The 18,554-nt window shown below is 66.3% G+C and carries 22 protein-coding genes; 9 read left to right on the forward strand and 13 right to left on the reverse strand.

The features are described from left to right. Positions 1-6: 6 nt before the first annotated feature. Genes HUTA_RS05680 through HUTA_RS05690 form a run of 3 tightly spaced genes read right to left on the reverse strand, consistent with a single transcriptional unit; the run spans position 7 to position 2,262 of the window. Positions 7-750 carry a hypothetical protein gene (locus HUTA_RS05680; RefSeq protein WP_015788915.1) on the reverse strand — a complete coding sequence of 248 codons (744 nt, stop codon included), beginning with the start codon at positions 748-750 and terminating at the stop codon, positions 7-9. Next, positions 747-1,517, reverse strand: coding sequence for a hypothetical protein (locus HUTA_RS05685; protein WP_015788916.1), 771 nt, complete (start codon positions 1,515-1,517; stop codon positions 747-749). The genes HUTA_RS05680 and HUTA_RS05685 overlap by 4 nt, the downstream gene beginning before the upstream one ends. Continuing rightward, positions 1,510-2,262, reverse strand: a complete 753-nt coding sequence (locus HUTA_RS05690) for an ABC transporter ATP-binding protein (protein ID WP_015788917.1) — start codon at positions 2,260-2,262, stop codon at positions 1,510-1,512. The genes HUTA_RS05685 and HUTA_RS05690 overlap by 8 nt, the downstream gene beginning before the upstream one ends. A 55-nt stretch (positions 2,263-2,317) precedes the next feature. Here HUTA_RS05690 and HUTA_RS05695 point away from each other — a divergent pair, with 55 nt between their 5' ends. The 5 genes from HUTA_RS05695 to trpA all read left to right on the forward strand — a co-directional run bounded on the left by HUTA_RS05695 (position 2,318) and on the right by trpA (position 6,169). Beyond that, positions 2,318-2,872, forward strand: a complete 555-nt coding sequence (locus HUTA_RS05695; RefSeq protein WP_143920336.1) for a GbsR/MarR family transcriptional regulator — start codon at positions 2,318-2,320, stop codon at positions 2,870-2,872. Positions 2,873-2,958: 86 nt separating this feature from the next. Further along, complete coding sequence (locus HUTA_RS05700; protein WP_015788919.1) at positions 2,959-3,207, forward strand: CopG family ribbon-helix-helix protein; 249 nt, start codon at positions 2,959-2,961, stop codon at positions 3,205-3,207. Positions 3,208-3,300: 93 nt separating this feature from the next. Then, positions 3,301-4,086, forward strand: a complete 786-nt coding sequence (gene trpC / locus HUTA_RS05705) for an indole-3-glycerol phosphate synthase (RefSeq protein WP_015788920.1) — start codon at positions 3,301-3,303, stop codon at positions 4,084-4,086. Continuing rightward, complete coding sequence (gene trpB / locus HUTA_RS05710; RefSeq protein WP_015788921.1) at positions 4,083-5,333, forward strand: tryptophan synthase subunit beta; 1,251 nt, start codon at positions 4,083-4,085, stop codon at positions 5,331-5,333. The genes trpC and trpB overlap by 4 nt, the downstream gene beginning before the upstream one ends. After that, positions 5,330-6,169 carry a tryptophan synthase subunit alpha gene (trpA, locus tag HUTA_RS05715; RefSeq protein ID WP_015788922.1) on the forward strand — a complete coding sequence of 280 codons (840 nt, stop codon included), beginning with the start codon at positions 5,330-5,332 and terminating at the stop codon, positions 6,167-6,169. Before trpB ends, trpA begins: the two co-directional genes overlap by 4 nt. On the opposite strand, the gene HUTA_RS05720 is transcribed toward trpA, so the two are convergent. The 6 genes from HUTA_RS05720 to HUTA_RS05745 all read right to left on the reverse strand — a co-directional run bounded on the left by HUTA_RS05720 (position 6,170) and on the right by HUTA_RS05745 (position 11,209). After that, complete coding sequence (locus HUTA_RS05720) at positions 6,170-6,751, reverse strand: DUF7519 family protein (protein WP_015788923.1); 582 nt, start codon at positions 6,749-6,751, stop codon at positions 6,170-6,172. Continuing rightward, the gene (locus HUTA_RS05725) at positions 6,748-8,157 is read right to left on the reverse strand and encodes a DUF58 domain-containing protein (protein WP_015788924.1); all 1,410 of its coding nucleotides are present in this window, start codon (positions 8,155-8,157) and stop codon (positions 6,748-6,750) included. The genes HUTA_RS05720 and HUTA_RS05725 overlap by 4 nt, the downstream gene beginning before the upstream one ends. Then, positions 8,154-8,684, reverse strand: coding sequence for a DUF7269 family protein (locus tag HUTA_RS05730; protein ID WP_015788925.1), 531 nt, complete (start codon positions 8,682-8,684; stop codon positions 8,154-8,156). Before HUTA_RS05730 ends, HUTA_RS05725 begins: the two co-directional genes overlap by 4 nt. Then, the gene (locus HUTA_RS05735) at positions 8,681-9,367 is read right to left on the reverse strand and encodes a DUF4129 domain-containing protein (RefSeq protein WP_015788926.1); all 687 of its coding nucleotides are present in this window, start codon (positions 9,365-9,367) and stop codon (positions 8,681-8,683) included. The genes HUTA_RS05730 and HUTA_RS05735 overlap by 4 nt, the downstream gene beginning before the upstream one ends. Before the next feature lie 5 nt (positions 9,368-9,372). Next, complete coding sequence (locus HUTA_RS05740) at positions 9,373-10,356, reverse strand: AAA family ATPase (protein WP_015788927.1); 984 nt, start codon at positions 10,354-10,356, stop codon at positions 9,373-9,375. Positions 10,357-10,450: 94 nt separating this feature from the next. Continuing rightward, the gene (locus HUTA_RS05745; RefSeq protein WP_015788928.1) at positions 10,451-11,209 is read right to left on the reverse strand and encodes a hypothetical protein; all 759 of its coding nucleotides are present in this window, start codon (positions 11,207-11,209) and stop codon (positions 10,451-10,453) included. 123 nt (positions 11,210-11,332) lie between these two features. Between HUTA_RS05745 and HUTA_RS05750 the strand changes: the two genes are divergently transcribed. After that, positions 11,333-12,127, forward strand: coding sequence for a 2-amino-3,7-dideoxy-D-threo-hept-6-ulosonate synthase (locus HUTA_RS05750; RefSeq protein WP_015788929.1), 795 nt, complete (start codon positions 11,333-11,335; stop codon positions 12,125-12,127). Between the two features lie 148 nt (positions 12,128-12,275). On the opposite strand, the gene HUTA_RS05755 is transcribed toward HUTA_RS05750, so the two are convergent. Beyond that, positions 12,276-13,949, reverse strand: a complete 1,674-nt coding sequence (locus HUTA_RS05755; protein ID WP_015788930.1) for a transcription initiation factor IIB family protein — start codon at positions 13,947-13,949, stop codon at positions 12,276-12,278. A gap of 203 nt (positions 13,950-14,152) precedes the next feature. Here HUTA_RS05755 and HUTA_RS05760 point away from each other — a divergent pair, with 203 nt between their 5' ends. Then, positions 14,153-15,316 (forward strand): 3-dehydroquinate synthase II, encoded by a 1,164-nt coding sequence (locus HUTA_RS05760; RefSeq protein ID WP_015788931.1) that lies wholly within the window; start codon positions 14,153-14,155, stop codon positions 15,314-15,316. Positions 15,317-15,358: 42 nt separating this feature from the next. Here the strand turns inward: HUTA_RS05760 and HUTA_RS05765 are convergent, their stop codons facing one another. Further along, on the reverse strand, positions 15,359-15,820 hold the full coding sequence (locus HUTA_RS05765) for a zinc ribbon domain-containing protein (RefSeq protein ID WP_245529138.1): 462 nt from the start codon (positions 15,818-15,820) through the stop codon (positions 15,359-15,361). Positions 15,821-15,908: 88 nt separating this feature from the next. Further along, positions 15,909-16,583 carry a type I 3-dehydroquinate dehydratase gene (locus HUTA_RS05770; protein ID WP_015788933.1) on the reverse strand — a complete coding sequence of 225 codons (675 nt, stop codon included), beginning with the start codon at positions 16,581-16,583 and terminating at the stop codon, positions 15,909-15,911. Positions 16,584-16,758: 175 nt separating this feature from the next. On the opposite strand from HUTA_RS05770, the gene HUTA_RS05775 reads away from it, so the two are divergent. Both HUTA_RS05775 and HUTA_RS05780 read left to right on the forward strand, forming a co-directional pair. Then, the gene (locus tag HUTA_RS05775) at positions 16,759-17,112 is read left to right on the forward strand and encodes a MarR family transcriptional regulator (protein ID WP_015788934.1); all 354 of its coding nucleotides are present in this window, start codon (positions 16,759-16,761) and stop codon (positions 17,110-17,112) included. Between the two features lie 6 nt (positions 17,113-17,118). Then, positions 17,119-17,517: a hypothetical protein gene (locus tag HUTA_RS05780; protein ID WP_015788935.1), complete on the forward strand. Its 399-nt coding sequence runs from the start codon at positions 17,119-17,121 to the stop codon at positions 17,515-17,517. On the opposite strand, the gene HUTA_RS05785 is transcribed toward HUTA_RS05780, so the two are convergent. Next, positions 17,478-18,512: a DNA-methyltransferase gene (locus tag HUTA_RS05785; RefSeq protein WP_015788936.1), complete on the reverse strand. Its 1,035-nt coding sequence runs from the start codon at positions 18,510-18,512 to the stop codon at positions 17,478-17,480. The two genes, HUTA_RS05780 and HUTA_RS05785, sit on opposite strands and share 40 nt — an antisense overlap. Between the last annotated feature and the right edge of the window lie 42 nt (positions 18,513-18,554).

Here is an 18,554-nt window from a genome sequence, read left to right on the forward strand (position 1 = left end):
TGCTCTTCACGTCCGCAACGCACGGTAGTACGCCAGCGCCGCGACCCCCCCGGCCACGCCGAGCCAGGCCAGTATGGGACCAAACTGGTTCCATGCGACACTCGCTGAGAAGCCGGCGTCGACAGTGACCGCCGTCGGAAAGTGACCCGGGAGGAGCGTCGAAAGCCAGTGTCCGTCATCGATCATCGGATTCTGGAAGAAGAACACGTCGAGCATCGGCGCGATCAACATGAGGTAGACGCCGGCGAGGCGACTGACGATGAGGCCGGCAAGCGTCCCCAGCAGGCCGTAGGTGACTGCGAGAACCAGCGACGCGAGTACGAACGGGACGATCGCTTCGGGGACGAACGCCGTCGCCAGGACTGCCAGCGAGACGCCGACGGCGGCCAGCCCGGCGACGACGATCAGCGTGAACCGGGCTGCAAGCAGCGAGACGGGTCCCACGCCGGCGATCGAGAGCCGCGCGTCGGCGTCGGTGGCGCTGAGCATGACGAACAGCCCGGCGATCCCGCCGATGAGTGCGCCCATCAGGGGAACCAACAGCGCGCCGTAGATCTCGACCGTCTGGACCGTCATCCGGCCCGAGCCGGGGACGTAGATCGGCAACGACGACGTGGGCAGGACGTGAATGAAGATTCCGACGAAGTACGCCGGGAGGAACAGAACCAGCCCCAGCAGGACTGGCGTTCGGGCGTATTCTCGCAACCCCATCTCGAACGTAGTACGGAACCGCCGACCGCTCGCAGTCATGCGAGTTCACCTCCGTTGCCGGTCAGGCGAACGTATACCAACAGGGCGACGACGCCGGTGACCAAAACGTACGTCACACCTGCGGCGGCGTTCCCGAGCGCGACTGACCCATCGAAGACGGCACTCCGAAACAGCTTGTGGGGGAAGTGCAGCGGGAAGAGGGGCAAGATCGGCGAGTCTATATCGAGCAGTCCCGACGAGAGGAAGTCATCAAAGTCGACGAGAAAGACCATCACCAGCGATCCCTCCAGCGCACGGGGGAGGACAGCGCCGACCAGCATGCCGATGAGCCCGTAGACCAGCGCCGCGAGTGCAAGCGCGCCGAACGCGAACAGCGGGGCCTCGGGCGGGACGTTCCACCATAGGACTGCCAGCGCGGCTCCCGTGATGATCAGACTCCCCAGGGCGACGGTGATGAGCCGCGAGGCGAACAGCTCGCTGCGGGAATAGCCACAGATCCGGAGGCGTTCGTCGGCCTGCCGGGCGCTGATAACCTGGAAAAGGCCGAGAACGCCTGCGAAAAACGCGACCGAGTAGATCGCGCCGTTGACCCGCCCCATCTCGGCGAGGGTCCCAGTGTCTACGAACGGCAGTTGCGGAAACGCCGCCATGGCGACCCCGTAGCCCTCGACGACGACCAGCGGGAGCACGACCAGCAGGACGACGTTGATCGGCGTGCGGACGAACGCCCGGATCTGGGCCCCGATCCCGGCCGAGAGCCGCCGGGCAGGACTCGCGCCCGTCTTGAGATCGAGCGCCTCAGTCATCGGCACTCACTCCCCGGGGATCCGCACTCGCCGCGTCTTTGGGTCCACCGTCGGTGACATCCGTGAGGCGGCCGTCGGCGAGTTCCAGGATACGGTCGAAGCGCTCGCGCTCGCTGACGAAATGTGAGATGATCGCGATGGCGGTTCCCCGCTCGGTCAACTCCTCGGTTAACTCCCAGAATTCGAGGTAGGTTTCCCAGTCGAAGCCCGTGTACGGTTCGTCCAGCAGGAGTACGTCGGGATCGTGCATCAGGGCGACCGAGAGATTGATCTTCTGTCGATTACCGCCGCTGAGGTGGTCGATCCGATAGTCGAGGAACTCCGCGAAACTCAGCCGGTCGGCATACTGATCCCGGGCCGTAACGATCGCCTCGTCGTCCATCCCGTAGGCCGTCCCGAACAGCCGGAAGGTCTCCCGGACGGTCAGTCGATCGTACAAAAGCGGTTCCTGTGGACACCACCCGACCTGGCCGGACCGCCGGACGTCCCCGGCGTCGGGAGCGAGCGCACCGACCAGGATCTGCATGAGCGTCGACTTTCCGGCCCCGTTCTCCCCGACGATACCCACGATCTCACCCGCATCGATCGTGATCTCGGCCCCCTCAAGCACCCCGACACGCCGTCCCATCGGCACCCAATCCGGCCAGGGCGGCTCGTAGGTCTTCGTCAGCTCGACCCCTTCCAGGACGTGGCTATCCGCCAGATTCGCGTCACCTTCGCGCACTCTATTTTCTATATTCGGCATTTACCGAATATTTTGTAGAAAACGATTTAAAGGTTGTGACTCAAAACAGTGGATGATGGAAGACAGCGATACCGACCAACCGACAGCCGAGGGACCACCGCCAGACGCAGTCGTGGAAGCCAGAGAGACGATGATCGGGGCCTTCGAACGCTCGGCGGAGATCTACGGCGTCAAACGAAGCTACGGGCGACTCTACGGGGTCCTGTACTTCGCCGAGGAGCCCCTCTCGCTTGACACACTCGCCGCGCGAAGCGAGTACGCCAAGTCGACGGTCTCGACGGCGATGAGCGACCTCCAGCGCTACCACATGGTGACCCGTCGCTCGCTCCCGGGAGAGGGCAAAAAAGCGTTCTACGAGGCCGAAACCGACTTCTGGCAGATATTCCGGGCGTTCCTGAACAACGAAGTCCGCCGGGAGATCGAGACGATGACGGGCGCGCTCGAAGCCGCTATCGACTCGCTCGAAGATGTCGAGGACGAACGCGCCGAGCGCGACCGCCGGAAGCTTCGTGAGCTGAAACAGGTCTACGAGCGGAGCGATCGGATCGTCGGCCTGTTCAACAGCCAGTCCATGGACCGGATCGTCTCGGCGCTGGAACGGCTCCAGTGATCCGGAAGCGATGTGGCGACCGACTTCGAACGGTCAGGGAGATGACGAGGGATAGATTAATCCGGCCGCGATTCTGACCGTCTGCTATGCCGAAGGTATCGATCTCGCTGCCCGATCGAATCGAGAACGACATCGAGCGCCTCGTCGACCAAGGGGAGTTCGTCAACCGCGATCAAGCCGTCGAGGAGCTGCTGACGATGGGCGTCTCCGCGTACGACACGGGCGAGGACGAACCGGAAGTCGCCGCCGAAGACGACTTCTTCTCACAGACGGTCGAGGACCAGCAAGATCCCGCCCTCCACGACGACGATCCCGACGACGGCTACACGTTCTGACTGGGAGCGCTCGCTCCCGCTCGCCAATCTACAAGCGATAGTGACCGGTATGTCGCAAGTCTTATGTCCATGTCTGTACGTTAGTGTACGGTAATGGACGCCAGTGATGAAATAGCGCCTGACGTGCGATCGATCCTCTCGGCAGCGAGAGATCGTGGCGGCGCGTCCGGGACGGTCGACGTGACGGCTCGCTCGCTGTCGGCAGCGTTCGATCGCGCCGAGCGCGACGGTCGAGTGCCGACGATCACCGAAGTCAAGCCGACGAGTCCAACGACCGAGGGCCGACACGACGGCGATCCGGTCGAGCTCGCAACGGCCATGGTCGAGAACGGGGCGGCGGCACTGTCGGTGTTGACCGAACCCGAGCACTTCGGGGGATCGCCCGAGACGCTTGCCCGCGTCCGGGCAGCCGTCGACGTGCCCATCCTCCGGAAGGATTTCGTCCTCCACGAGGCTCAACTCGACGTGGTCGAGGCCGATCTCGTCCTCCTCATCGTCCGGTTTCTCGAGGAGGACGGCACGGACGACCTCGAAGATCTGATCGACGCCGCGCGCGACCGCGGGTTCCAGGTACTCGTCGAGGCACACGCCCGATCGGAAGTCGCGGCCGCGGTCGACGCCGGCGCGGAGATCATCGGCGTGAACAACCGCGACCTGGCGAAACTCGACGTCGACCTCGAAACCTTCGAGTCGGTCGCGCCCGCAGTCGACGATGATGTGACATTGATCGCCGAGAGTGGGATCGAGACGCCGGCGGATGTCCAGCGGATGCGCGCGGCCGGTGCCGATGGGCTGTTGATCGGCTCGGCGATCATGGACGGCGACGTGGCGGCGAACACGCAAGCACTTACCACACCGACGGAGACACCCAACCAATGACCACAGACGATACGAACGGCAGATTCGGCGGCTACGGGGGCCAGTACGTCCCCGAAGCGCTTATGCCCGCCATCGAGGAGCTTCGGGACGCCTACGAACGCTACGTGCTACACAACGAGGACGGGTTCATGGACGAACTCCGCGCCCACCTCGCGGACTTCGGCGGTCGGCCCACCCCGCTGCAGCGGGCCGACCAGTTGAGCGAGCGCTACGACACCGAGGTCTATCTCAAGCGCGAGGACTTGCTCCATGGCGGCGCGCACAAACTCAACAACGCCCTCGGGCAGGTCCTGCTGGCGAAGTACATGGGCAAGGAACGGATCATCGCCGAGACGGGGGCCGGCCAGCACGGCACGGCGACCGCGATGGCCGCCGCCCACCTCGATATGCCTGCTGAGATCTTCATGGGCGAAACCGACATCGAACGCCAGCGCCCCAACGTCTTCCGGATGGAACTCAACGGCGCGACGGTCACGCCAGTGACGACCGGCCGGGGGACCCTGAAGGAAGCCATCAGCGAGACGATGCGCGACTGGGCGACCAACGTCGAGGACACCCACTACGTCATCGGGTCAATCGTCGGCCCGGACCCGTTCCCCGAAATGGTCCGGGACTTCCAGTCGGTCATCGGTGACGAGACCCACGAGCAGATCCTCGCGAAGACCGGCGACACCCCCGATTCGATCGTCGCGTGTGCGGGCGGCGGGTCGAACACGATGGGTGCCTTCCACGAATTCAGAGACAAGGAGGACGTCGACCTGATCGCCGTCGAGGCCGGCGGGTCCTCGCTGGAAGTCGACGAAGAAGCTGGCGTCGCACCCAACTCCGCCACCCTGTCGACCGGTGAGGAGGGCGTCCTCCACGGTGCTCGCACGAAACTCCTCCAGGACGAGGACGGCCAGATCATGGAGTCCCACAGCGTCTCGGCGGGGCTGGACTACTCGGGCGTCGGCCCGGAGCTCGCCTATCTCGTTGATACGGGCCGCGTCGAGGCGGTCAACGTCGACGACAAGACGGCACTCGAATCGTTCCATCGCGTCTCGCGGCTCGAAGGCATCATTCCCGCCCTGGAGACCGCCCACGCCTTCGGGTACCTTGAGGAGAATCCCGACGCCGTCGGCGACGTCACCGTCGTCAACGTCTCGGGCCGGGGCGACAAGGATCTGGAGAGTGTTGTCGAGGAGACCAAAGAGCGCGATCTCGACGTCGAAACGGCCTCAAGTGTCCTTCAGGAGGCGAAGGAATGACCGCAAACAGCGAGATCGGGGCCGTCTTCGAATCGGGCGAACCCGCGTTCATCCCGTATCTGGTGGCCGGTGATCCGGAGTACGAGGCCTCCCTGGAATACGTCGAGGCCCTGGAACGCGGCGGAGCCGATATCGTCGAACTCGGGTTGCCCTTCTCCGAACCGATCGCCGAAGGGCCGACGATCCAGAACGCGATCGTCAGGTCGATGGAGGGTGGGATGACACCCGATCGCTTCTTTGCGTTCGTCGAAGAGCTGGACGTCGGGATTCCGCTGGTCTGTATGACCTATTATAACCTCATTTTTCAATATGGATCCGAAGCGGGTCCCCGGCCGTTCGTCAAGCGCGCCGCCGAGGCCGGCATCGCGGGGCTTGTCGTGCCGGATCTTCCAGCCGAGGAAGCCGACCCGTTGCGGGATGCCTGCGACGAATACGGGCTGGATCTGGTCTTCATCGTCGCGCCGACGACCCGTGGCGACCGTCTGAAGACCATCATGGACCAGGTCTCGGGGTACGTCTACGTCCAGGCGCGCCTCGGGACGACGGGCGCACGCGATGACGTCAGCGATCAGACCGACGAGAGTCTCGCGCGCCTCCGGGAGTGGGACGTCCCGAAGGCCGTCGGCTTCGGGATCAAGACCGGCGAGCACGCCGAGCGAATCGTCTCGGCCGGTGCTGACGGGATCATCGTCGGGAGCGCCCTGGTCGACATCGTCGCGGACGGTGCAGACAGTGGCGAATCGACCGAAGCGGTTGCTGATCGGCTCGAAGCGAAGGCCCGGGAACTCAAAGACGGCGCGTTGCGGGGCACGCCATCGGCGGCAGTCGAAGACTGATCACCGGAGTGTGAGGACGACCGCGCCGACCAACAGGAGGGCGAGCGCGGCGACGGGCTGACCGCCGGCCATCACGCGATAGGCGGCGTAGCCGAGTCCGGTCCCTGCGGTTCCGACGAGTGTGTTCAGCGTCACGTGAGTGAGTTCGATCCGAAGCGTCTTCGCGTCCGGACCGAGTTGCTCGCCGATCGTGATCCCGTACCGGCCAGCGTCCCACGCGAGGACGGCGAGGAGTGTACTGACGAGGAGTGGTTCCGGCGGCGCGCCCTGGAACCCGCCGATCAGCACGCCCACGAGCAGGATCAGCGCGCCATAGCCGACATACGTCCGGGATCCGTGTATCGCGCCGATGCCGACGAAGAGCGTTCCGAGCAGGCCGACGGCGACCAGCGCCGGCGTCACCATCGTGAGCGCCCCCAGGAACGCGAATCCGGTCGCGATAGCGACGCTGGCGCGCGCGGGGGTGCGGTCGATCCCGCCGCCGGCATGCTCCACGCCGTCGTTCGCCGCGTCACCTTGACTGTCGGCGGTCGATCCGTCACCGCGTGCACCATCGAGGCCGGGCGACGGGGGAGGACTCATGCCGACCACCGTGCCTGCGCGCGGGCGAGCGCCGCCGCGAAGGACTCCCCGTCGCGCCAGTCGAGCACACGGATCCCCTCGCCACGGAGGCCGTCCAGGCGATCCGCGCGTTCCATGCTGGCGAGTTCGCGAATGGGCGTATCGTCGGTCGTCGGATCGGGACTCAACACCGTCACGAGTTGCCCGTGAGCGTCGAGCCGGCGAGCGACGGTCGGGACGTACCCGTCACAGCACGGCGAGAAGACGAACACCTGGGTGTCCGCGGAGAGCCGACGGCGGAGCCGGGTGACCTGCCGGTCCTTGAGTTGCTCACGGCGGTCGTCGCGGATCGTCTCGAACAGCCCCTCGTCGGGTGGGATCGGCGAGAGTGCGGGATGGGAGTTCAGCAACGCACGGCCGTGAGCGCGGTGTTCGTCGCCGGCCCCGGGCGACAGCCAGCACTCCTCACTGGCCGGGCCGAGCGTTGTCACACCGACGCGGTCGCCGGTGTCGAGCAAGGCGGCGAAGACCCGGTTGGCCGCGTCGACGCTCCGCTCGACGGCGTGATACGCCCCCGGTTCCGGCGCTCGATAGGCGGCCTGCCGGGTGTCGATCACCAGCATGACCGTCGCGGCGCGTTCCTCGCGATATTCGAGCGTGCCGAGCTCCCCGGTCTTGGCGTGGCGACGCCAGTCGATCCGCGAGAGCGGATCGCTCGACCGGTACTCCCGCGTCGAGAAGAACTCCACGCCCGATCCACCCTCGTCCGTGTCGACGCGCCCGACGTACGGCGTCGTCAACCCCCGAAGCGGGAGTTGTTCGCTGGTGAGCGCCGGGAGCGAACAGGACAGCGTCGTGGGGGCGTCGACGGTCGTCTCGCGTTCGACAGCCCCGCTCGGATCCGCGACCGTGATCTGCGCGGGTCGCCAGTCGTGCTCGCCGCGGGTCGCGGTCACCGTATAGGCGTAGGTCACACCCTCGTCGGGCCGAAGTACCGCGCCGTGGCGTGGCGTGCCGTCAGTGACATCGAGCGCCGGCGGGACGCCGTCGACGATCCGCACGTCGGTGAGGACGCCCGCCCCCTCGTTGCGGAGTTCGACCGTGACGGTGACGTCCTCGCCGGGTTCAGGCGCGTCGGGCTCGAGTCGTCGACGGATCGACAGCGCCGGCTCGCCGGTTTCCGGATCGCGGACGGGGATCGGCTCTGCGCTACGTGCGTACCCCGTAAAGACCGCACCGACGACGCCGGCGAGCAACAGGGCTGGCTCCCGGAGGGCGATCCCGAGGCCGCCGAAGACGAACGCGACCGCGCCCACGCCGGTCCAGTGACCGGTTCGGTGATCGACGACGCCGGCCTCGACGTGCCCCGCGCGACCGCGGTCCGCCCGCTGTCTTCGATCGGGCGCATCGTCACCGGATGCCGTCATCGGGATCCCTCCGCCCGGAGCGATCTGAGCGCACTGATCGTGTGGCGGCGTGCGCGCGCTTCGGTGGACGTGCCACGGACCAGCTCCCGGAGTTGCGTCGTGAGGGGGAGTCGAACTGCCTCGGAACCGAGGTACGCGGCCGCGAGCCGATCGTCGGTCCAGGTGCCGTCCTCGATCTGTGCCCGCGCGTCGGCTTCCGAGCAGTTCCGGACAGCCATCAGGGAGACGACGACGCGTCGCCGGAGGCGGTCTTGCAGTTCGGCGTCCGGAAGGTCGGCGAGTTCGTCACCCGGAACCGGCACCCGGTGGCCGGACTCGGTCGGTGTGGGGCGCCACCACTCGCCGGTCGTGGCGTGACGGTCGGCGAGTTCCAGGCCGCCGAGGACCGTCACACCGAGTCCGAACAGCAGGACAACGACGTAGCTGTACTGGCCCAGGATGGCCAGTGGCGAAACGTCGACGACCACCAGCGCGAACCCGGTCAGGACGGCGGCCAGGCCGCCCAGGTGTGCCGGTCGCCAGTTCATCCGTTCGCACCCCCCGAAGCGTCGCCGGCCTCGCCGGCATGGGCGGCCTCGATCCGCCGGAGCGCGTCGAGTGCGCGTTCCTCCCGGCCGTCCGGATCGCGTTCACCGTATCGAACCTCCGCGAACAGTCGCGTGAGTTCCGCGACGTCGTCCGGACGCATCCCCGCTGCGACCGCCGTCGCCTCGAACTCCTCGGGGGTCGTGGTCTCAGGATCCGAAACCGGGAGGTGACGGACCATCTCGCGCCACGCCCGGTAGACTTCGTTGTCGACATCGGCCCGGGACTCGATGCGATCCGCGGCGTTGCCCGCCGCCTCGCCGACCGCCTGCAGATCGGGTTCATCCGCCGGGTCGGTCGGTTCGTCGACGTCGATCGGATCGCCCGTCCCGGTCCGGACGAACAGGAAGACGAGCGCGCCGACCAGGGCGAGCGTCAGCCCCCCCAGAACGGCGGGGAGCGGCGGAGTCCACCACGTGACGGAGAAGGAATCCGCAGGAGGAACTGGGGTCCGCTCGGGAGCATCGCGCGGCCCGCCGCTCGGGTCCGGTGTCAGCGCCGGACCCGACGCGTTAGAGGACGTGTCCGTCGGCAACTGTCCGGAGTCCAGCGTCGCGGCGGCGGCACCCAGCGCAACCACGACGAGGGCGAGCACGACGATCGTGGGGAGTCGGTCACGTGCCATCGGCCCTACCCGGGAGCCGGCGCGTCGACATCTGAGACAGTCGGGACGGGGATCGAGTCGAGAACGTCAACGAGGACGTCGCGCTTATCGACGTTCTCGACGGTCGCGTCGGGTGTGAGGACGAGCCGATGGGCGAGGACGTCCGGCGCGATCGTCTTCACGTCGCCCGGCGTGACGTACTCTCGCCCCTCGATGACGGCGCGGGCGCGGGCGGCTTCGAGGAGTCGCTGGGTGCCACGCGGCGAGACGCCAACCCGGATCTGGGGCTGATCGCGGGTCGCCCCGACGATGTCGGTCATGTAGGCGATGAGATCGTCGGTGACAGTGACGTCCTCGGGGAGGGTCTGGATGGCCGTCACCCGATCGGGTTCGAGCACGGCCTCGACCGACGGTGTCTTGCTCGCCCGGTCGGTCCGTCGCCGGAGCAGCGTCTGCTCGGCGTCAGGATCGGGATACCCGATACTCGTCTTGACGATGAAGCGGTCGATCTGGGCCTCAGGGAGCGGGAACGTCCCCTCGCTCTCGACGGGGTTCTGGGTCGCGATCACGAAGAACGGTTCGGGCAGGTCCCGGGTCGTCCCGTCGGTCGTCACCTGTCCCTCGGACATGGCCTCAAGCAGCGCGGCCTGGGTCTTCGGCGGGGCGCGGTTGATCTCGTCGGCCAGGACGACGTTGGCGAAGATCGGTCCCTCGCGGAACTCGAAGTCCCGCTCGCGCTCGTTGTAGATGTGCGAGCCGGTCACGTCCGCCGGGAGGAGGTCGGGTGTGAACTGGATGCGGTTGAACGAGAGCCCGAGCGCCTCGGCCATGCTCCGGGCAGTCAGCGTCTTGCCCGTCCCGGGGACGTCTTCGAGGAGGACGTGCCCGCGGGCGAGGACGCCGGTCAGGACGGTCTCGAGGAACGTGCGATCCGCGATCACGGTTCCTTCCATCGCATCAAGGACGTCGGTACAGCGGGCGCTTGCGTCGGAGATGTCGAGTGAGGGCATTGGATATCGGTCTCCGTGCGGTGATTCGATCGAGTGAACTTTCGGGGCAGTGAAACCTTTTTTGGTGTAGTGTGCCCTGATGGTCCACTACCCGTCACCCGCCGGGACAGCCCAGTGTGCGGACCTCGTCGTCAGATATCTCCGGGATCTTGACGGTGATCGATTCGTCGTAGTCCGTGTAGTCGATCATCACCTTCGCCGTCGCCTCGCCGCCGTTACCCGAAATCTGAAGTCGCAGGAGCGACCGGACGGGGCGGGACGTCTCCCGATCGACCCAGAGTTTGGCGGTGATGTTCTCGACGTTGGCGTCCGGGTTCGCGAGATCAGTCTGGCTTTCGCCGGGGAACGAGGAGAGTGTTTCTTGGGTGGGATGGGCGACAATCACCGCGGTATCGTGTCCGTCGACCGTCGCCGTCCCGTCCCAGTAGACGTTCGTGCGTTCGAATAGCTCGACCTGTCGACCGAGCGGCGTCAGCGTCAGCCACTCGATGTCGGTCGACTGATTCTGTTCGCCCCATCCGGACCACGGACTCGGACACTGGGTGTAGGCGGTCCTGTTTTGGAGGTAGCTGGTGACGGTCCGACTTTGGACAGTCATGTTCATCCGCATCAGCCGGGCCGTCCGGTTAGCGATGCCGTCGCCGGTGGCCGAAATCGACTCCGACCGCCCCTCGGCCGACGCCGAGACATCCATCGACATCCCGTAGGAATCGACGTTTTCGAGTGCGTCGATCGTCTCGTTTCTGATCTCGAGAGCGCGGTCGTCGCTCGGCGGCTGACTGTCGCCAAGCATGCCACACCCCGCGAGGACGAGCAGGGCAGCCAGGAGGGCAGCGGGGACTGCGCGATGCATACGTTGCACTGTGGTCAGACGATAGCTAATAAATCTTGGTGTATTGAAAGATGAATCGCGATAGCCGTTCGTGGACGCCGGGACCGGAACGCCCATTACCGTCACTTGCCACAGCATCACACAATGACTGCCGGGAAAGACGCACGCCTGACACGCATTGGTACAGGGGGCCGATACCTCGTGGTTCCGATGGACCACGGCCTGACGATGGGGCCCGTCACGGGACTCGAAGATCTCGAATCGACCGTCGAGGGGATCACGCGCGGCGGGGCCGACGCCGTCCTGACCCAGAAGGGCGTCGCCGACCGCGTCCACGGCAACCTGAACGGCGCGGGCTACATCGTCCACCTCAACGGCTCGACGACGATCGGCCCCGACGAGGAGGACAAACGCAAGACGGGAACCGTCGAAGACGCCGTCCGGGCCGGGGCCGACGCCGTCTCCTTTCATATCAACGTCGGCAGCGAGTACGAACCCGACCAGCTCACCCAACTCGCCGAAGTAACGGGAGAGGCCGAACGCCTCGGGATGCCCGTCCTCGCGATGGCCTACGCCCGCGGCCCGGGCATCGACGAGTCGGATCCCGATTCCCTGGCTCACGCCGTCCGACTCGCCGAGGAAGTCGGCGCGGACGTGATCAAAACGGCCTACAGCGGCGACGCCGACTCCTTCGAGCGCGTCGCGGCCGCGTCGGCCAAACCCGTCGTCATCGCCGGGGGATCGAAAGGGACGGACGAGGAGACCCTGGCGATGGTCCGGGGCGCGATGGACGCGGGCGCGGCCGGGATCTCGATGGGGCGGTCGATCTTTCAGCACGAGGATCCCGAGGCGATCACTCGTGCCGTCGCGGCCGTCATCCACGACGACGAAAGCGTCGAGGAGGCGATGGGGAACGCCGGACTCCGTGTCGAAAGCTGACGCACTCGGTCTAATCGTCGAAACGACTCTTGTCGGGCAGACACTGGACTGCTCCTCTGTGGACGCGTGTATCGATTCAGAGAATAGCTGGTGAGAATGGCGTAGAACGCGTTCCGATCGCCGATAGAACGCGTCGCCGTCGATCCGTTCAGTTCTCGTCGAGCAACACGTCAAGCGTCCCTTCGTCGACGTGTTGGCCTTCCCGACCGGCGACGTAGGTTTTTGCGGCGGCGACGGCCCGCCCGGTCTGGGGGTCACCGATCTCGGCGATTCGGTCGGACTCGAGCAGGTCGGCCGTCCAGAACGACTCCTCGTAGTCGATCTCGCCGCGGATCAGGCCCCGGCACAGTGAGACGAAGACGCTGTTCATCGCGTCCGTGACGTGACTCGCCTCGAAGCCGATGCTGTCAGCGAGTTCGTCGACGTCGATCGGTTCGCCGCCGGTCGTCGCCGCGAAGAAGACGGCCCCGGCGGCCAGTTCCGGCGCGGCGAACGCCGCGTCGTCCGCCGCCGGTTCGTAGTGTTCCAGCGTGCGGCGACTGTCCTCGAGAACCGTCTCGGAAAACTCGATATCCTCGGCCAGTGACTCGACGACGTCCGACGGCCCGCGCCGCGGGATGTCGACGGCGGCGATCTCCCCGAGGCGGTCGAGCCACTGGTAGAGCGCCCGCGTCCCGAAGTCGCGTTCCGCTGCGACCGTCGCCGGATCGAGATCGCCATCGTTGAGTCGGCTGCTGGCGATCAGTGCCGCACCCGCGAATTCGGCGGCGTCCTCGACAGCGACGCTCTCGGCGGCGTCACTGACCAGGCCCCGGGCAAACAATCGCACGGACGCGTCGACGTCGAGTGCCTCGACCAGTGCGTCGACCTCGCTGTGGACGGCGTCGATCGTCAGGTCCGCACCGAGTTCGTCCCGATCACCCGGAATCCAGGCGACGGTCTCGCCGGCGCGCCTGGCCGCGAGTTCGCCGCGATCGGCGAGGTCCTGCAGTCGATCACCGACACGCTCCTCGGGTGCATCCAGCGCCTCGGCGACCGTCGCCGTGGTCGGGAGTTCGTCCGGGAACATCCCGCGGACGGCATCCATACACGCGTCGGCCGGGACGTCCGAAACCCCGCCGTCCGAGGCGGAGGATTTCGCGTCCGGTCGCCCGGTGTCCGCGGACGCTCCGTCCTCGACGGCGTCCGCCTGATAGCGTCGGGCGTCCAGGCCCCCCTCGTCCAGCACTTCCCGGAAGGCTTTGTACCGGTTCTTGATCGTGACGCCGCCGGCCGCGCCGACATCCGCAACCTCGTTGGGTCCGACGCCGTCGACGCCGTTGGCCTCCGCCGCGAGGACGAGTGACGCGCCGGCCGTCTCCGCCGGGGAGGACGCCTCGGCGACGACGCGGGGGGCCTCCCGGAAGACGTCTGTGAGGATTCGCTTGCCGGCCGTGCCGACTGCTTCGGACAGATCAAGCGTGTCGGCGTAGCGCTCGACCAGCGTGTCGGGGCGCTCCGGGGGGTGGTCGATGTCGAGCCGGTCGGCGACCGCCTCGATCTGTTCGGGGAGGCGTTCGGGATCGAGTTCGGTCGCCTCCGGATCCGCAAGCAGATCAGTCCACGGTTCGACGATGTCCCGACCGGTGATCGGGAGACCATCTTCCCGACAGGAGAGTGCGAGTACTGCCGGCGCAATCTGGTTGAACTGTGCCGCGTCGACGTCCGCCTCCCCGTGGAGATGGTCGAGACGGACGCGGGTGATCTGCAGGGTACTATCGGGTATCTGTAACTTCTCTGCCACATCGTAGAGCCGGTTTTCGTAGGTTTCGTTGCTTGCCATGCCGGGGGCTTCTTCGGCCACGCTCTTAACTGTTGAACGACCGGACAAATGACTGACACCACAGCGAACTCGCACTGTCAACGCCGATACGACGGCGAAGTCGTGTGATCCATCACGTTCAGGCCGGACCGCCCAATCCATCACGTTCAAGCCGGACCGCCCAATCCGCCACGTTCAAGCCGGACCGCCGCGAGCGTGGACACATGACACGCTCGGTGTGGCTCAAAGCCGACGATGCCGTCGGCGACTGGGAAGCGCGCAAGCGACGCATCACCGCCGGCCTCGAAGCCGGCGTCGACTGGGTACTCGTCGACGAACACGACGTCGAACGCGTCCGCGAACTCGGTGACATCAACGTCGCCGCCTTCGCCGGCGACGACGTCCACGTCATGGACGCCGAGGGGACGGCCGAATCGACTGCTGACGCAGTGATCGTCGGCAAGGACGGCGAGGGCGACGGCACGGTCGGGCTCCCCTCTGACTTCTCGGGATCGGCCGATCTCTCCGCGCTCCGCAGCGGCGGGGCAAACGGGGGATACGTCCGCATCTTCGACGAGGACTACGAAGCCTTCGCCGAGGCAGTCGCCGAAGACGCCGCGTACACCTTCGTCGTCGCCGACGACTGGCAGATCATTCCGCTGGAAAATCTCATCGCCCGCGTCGGCGAGGAGACGGAACTGATCGCCGGTGTTCAGACCGCCGAGGACGCCCGGACGGCCTACGAGACCCTGGAGATCGGGGCCGACGCCGTGCTGCTGGACACCGACAACCCCGACGAAATCCGCGAAACCGTCGAGGTGCGGGACGCCGTCGGTCGGGAGACGCTCGACCTGGAGTACGCCGAGATCACGGCGATCGAACAGACCGGCTCGGCCGACCGGGTCTGTGTGGATACGGGGTCGATCATGGATCACGACGAGGGGATGCTGGTGGGCTCGATGGCCCGCGGCCTCTTCTTCGTCCACGCCGAGACCGCCGAATCGCCGTACGTCGCCTCGCGCCCGTTCCGGGTCAACGCTGGCGCGGTCCACGCCTACGCCCGGACGCCGGGTGGCGAGACGACGTACCTCTCGGAACTCGCGAGCGGTGACGAGGTCCAGGTCGTCGATCGGGACGGCAACACCCGCGAGGCGATCGTCGGCCGCGCGAAGATCGAGAAGCGCCCCATGTTCCGGATTCAGGCCGAAACCGAGGGTGGCGACCGGATCGAAACGCTGCTCCAGAACGCCGAGACGATCAAAGTCGCGACACCCGATGGCCGGATCGCAGTCACGGACCTGGAGGTCGGCGACGAGGTGCTGGTCTACCACGAGGACACGGCCCGGCACTTCGGCGAGGCCGTCGAGGAGAGTATCATCGAGAAGTAGCGCCATCGACGCCAGCAGTGGTTTCTTCGAGCGGGATCGTCCCTAGATGTCGATATCCGACTCCGAAGTCGTCGCGCCGTTCGACTCGGATTCCGCGTCGGTGCCCGTTTCGAGTTCCGTCGCACACCACGGACAGAACGTGATGTCATCGTCGTCCAGTTCGTGGCCACACTCGGGACACTGTCGTCCGGATTCGACGGCGTCCGCAGTCCGGTTGCGCTGGCGTGCGAGGACGTACGCGTCGACCACGTTGAGGACGCGAAGTCCCAGAATGAGGAGCGACGCCTCGTCGGGGATATTCCGGCTGGCTTGCATGATCGCCTCGGCGGACGTCTCCTGGGGGATGATATCCGGCGGGATCACCAGCCAGGCGGTCGCGAACAGCAACGCGAGCCACAGTCCCGTCCGGATCCACTCCCGGAGGTAGACGTGACCCAGTCCCGGGAACACCACGGACAGGACGATCGCCACCCACGGGCGTTTCGTCGACGAAGTCTCAGTCACTGTCACGACACAATGAGCGGGCGGACGTAAACCTGACTAAGCGGCTCGAAGCCACTCACTGCCGGTCGGGCTGTGCGGCGAGGTCCACTCACTGGCCGCCGAGTTCCGCGACGAGATCGGCGAGCGTCGCGAGATCATACTGCCCCGGTGCGGTCGCGTTGGTGGGCTCGACCGGTGCATAACCGATCCGGGAGCCGTACAGCGGGGCGACCGCCCGGGAGTGGCGGCCGGCCTCGCCCATCGCCATCGTCGCCACGGTGTGGCCTTCGACGGTGGCCGCCCGCGTCGCCACCAGCAAATCGAGCACGTCATCTGGCGTCTCGGCGGTGACGGCGAGTTTGCCCACGTCGCCGAATTGCGCAGCTTCACGCAACATCTCCTGAAGGTCGCCCATCCCCGGCGTCCCCTCGAAATCGTGCGTGGAGACGACCACGGCAACGTCGTGCTCGTGGGCGGTCTCGATCAGCCCGTCGGCGTCACCGTCACGCGCGGTCGCGAGTTCGACATCGACCGCGGCGACGGCGTCGTCGGTGACGGCCGCTTCGAGCGCGGCGAGGCGACCAGCGTCCGCGGCCTCGCCACCCTCCCACTCGGGACGGTTGGTCACGAGCAGCGGCAGCTCGCCGTCGTAGTTCGAGAGCTGCGTGAGTGGTTCGTCGGCCAGATCCATCCGCAACTCGACCAGGTCGGCGTGCTCGCGAGCAGCCGGCTCCTCGGTGAGATCCGCCGTCGACGCCGCGAGTCGGAACGAACTGAAGTTCATACCGGGGATGGGTAGCCGCGGGGCAAAAGCGCCCCGGCTCGAACCCCCACACGACGCCCCCTATATCGAAAACTGAGGGGTGGAGCGTGCCCTTCTCCCCCACGTCAAAGCCGACTGAGCGTCCCCCTGGGCCATGTCCATTACATCTATTACAATCGATTACGTACTGTACGGTATGCCCATCAACATCAGACGGTTCGAAGAAAGCCCACCCGAGGACCTCCGGGCCAGTGGACGCACGAATGCGGAGGCGATACTCTCTCTCCTGGCGTCGACCCCGGACCAGGCGTTCACGCCGAAGGAGATCCACAAGGCGACCGACGTCAAGCGGGGGAGCGTCGGGGTCGTCCTCTCCCGTCTCGAGGAGCGGGGGCTCGTCCGACATCGGGGCGATTATTGGGCGATCGCGACGGATGTAGACGCGGAGAAGACGCTGAGTGCGATGTCGACCGCACGAGCGGCCTCGGAGCGGCTCGGTACGGAGGATCCCGACGAGTGGGGCCCCGGCGTCGATTCGGACGACGAGTGAGTGTCAATGAGCTATGCTCAGGGGGAGGTCTGGTGGGGGCCAGCACCACACAAATCCGATCCGGCGTACCGTCCGTGGTTGATCGTCAGCGACTCGTCTCATCCGTTCGAGGACGTCGAGTCGATCGTCGTCGGCATGACGACTCAGCAACATCCGGAAGGGATCCCCGTCCCTGACGACGCGTGGACCCAGGGCGGGTCGAAAAAGCGTGCGTACATCTCACCCTGGTACGTGACCACGATCAAGGAGCGTGACTTTGACGACCAACAGGGGACGCTGTCACAGTCGATCGTCGGGGAAGCGTCGAATCGCTACACCAGTACACGCCCACACCCGACGGTTGAGAAGCGGTCTGATCGTTTCTCTCACTCCAGGTTCTCGATCGGTTCGTGCATCACCGTGTAGCCGTCCTCCGTTTCCGCCACCGACTCGACGGCATAGAGTCGAAGGTTCCGCTCCTGTTTCGTCCGGACCGGCGTGTCGTAGTGGTCGTTCTCGTGGCCCAGTTCCTCGCCCGATTCCTGGCGATCGGCGACCCACTCGCGGTGTCGCTCAAGCCGCTGAGTCGCGCGCTCTCGAGACCGTTCGGGCAGCCCCTCGATGCGGTCGTCGAAGGCCGCCCGGAGGTCGGCGTCGCGTTCGTAGCCCACGGACTCGCGGCCGGCGAGCATCGCCGCGAGCGTCGTCGTGCCGGTCCCCCAGAAGGGATCGAGCACAGTGTCGCCGTAGACTGAGAACATCCGGATCAAACGGAGGGGAATCTCGACAGGGAACGCCCCCGAACGTTCGCGGAGTCCGGCGTCGAGCCCCTGTGGCGTGCCGGTCATCTCCCAGAGGTCCGAGAACCACTGGTTGCGCTCCTCCCAGAAGTACGCACTCTCGTAGCGCGTCTCGTCACCCGGCGGAAACGACCGTCGTGGGCCGTTTCGAAAGAGCAGGATCGACTCGTGTTCGAGCGTGGGGTAGGCGTTAGGCGGCACCATCCCCGAACCCATGAACTTCGCGCCGCTATTGGCTGGCTTGCGCCAGACGATATCGGGGAGCGGATCGAACCCGTAATCGACCATCCGGCGAGTGATCTCGCCGGCGTTTGGGTACTGCCGGAATCGGTCGAGCGTTCGCGTGGCGTCGCCGACGTTGATCGCGGCGATGCCGCCCTCGACGAGAACGCGCTGTAGCTGTTCCCATACCACATCGAGCACGTCGTGCATGGCCTCGAAGGCGCGCTGCCCGTCGTCTGCGTCGAGCGCGTCGCCGATTGCGGGGTCGAGCGCGGCAAAGATGTCGTCCCACATCTCGATCATGGGGTAGGGCGGCGAGGTGACCACGAGGTCGACCGAATCCGCGGGCAACGAAAGCTCGCGGGCGTCGCCCGTCACCACGGCGTGGTCGGTCTCCATACTCGTGGCTCGACCCGGAGGCTAACGTGGTTTGTGATCCAC

Source organism: Halorhabdus utahensis DSM 12940, assembly GCF_000023945.1.
In the GTDB taxonomy this organism is placed as follows: Archaea; Halobacteriota; Halobacteria; order Halobacteriales; family Haloarculaceae; genus Halorhabdus; species Halorhabdus utahensis.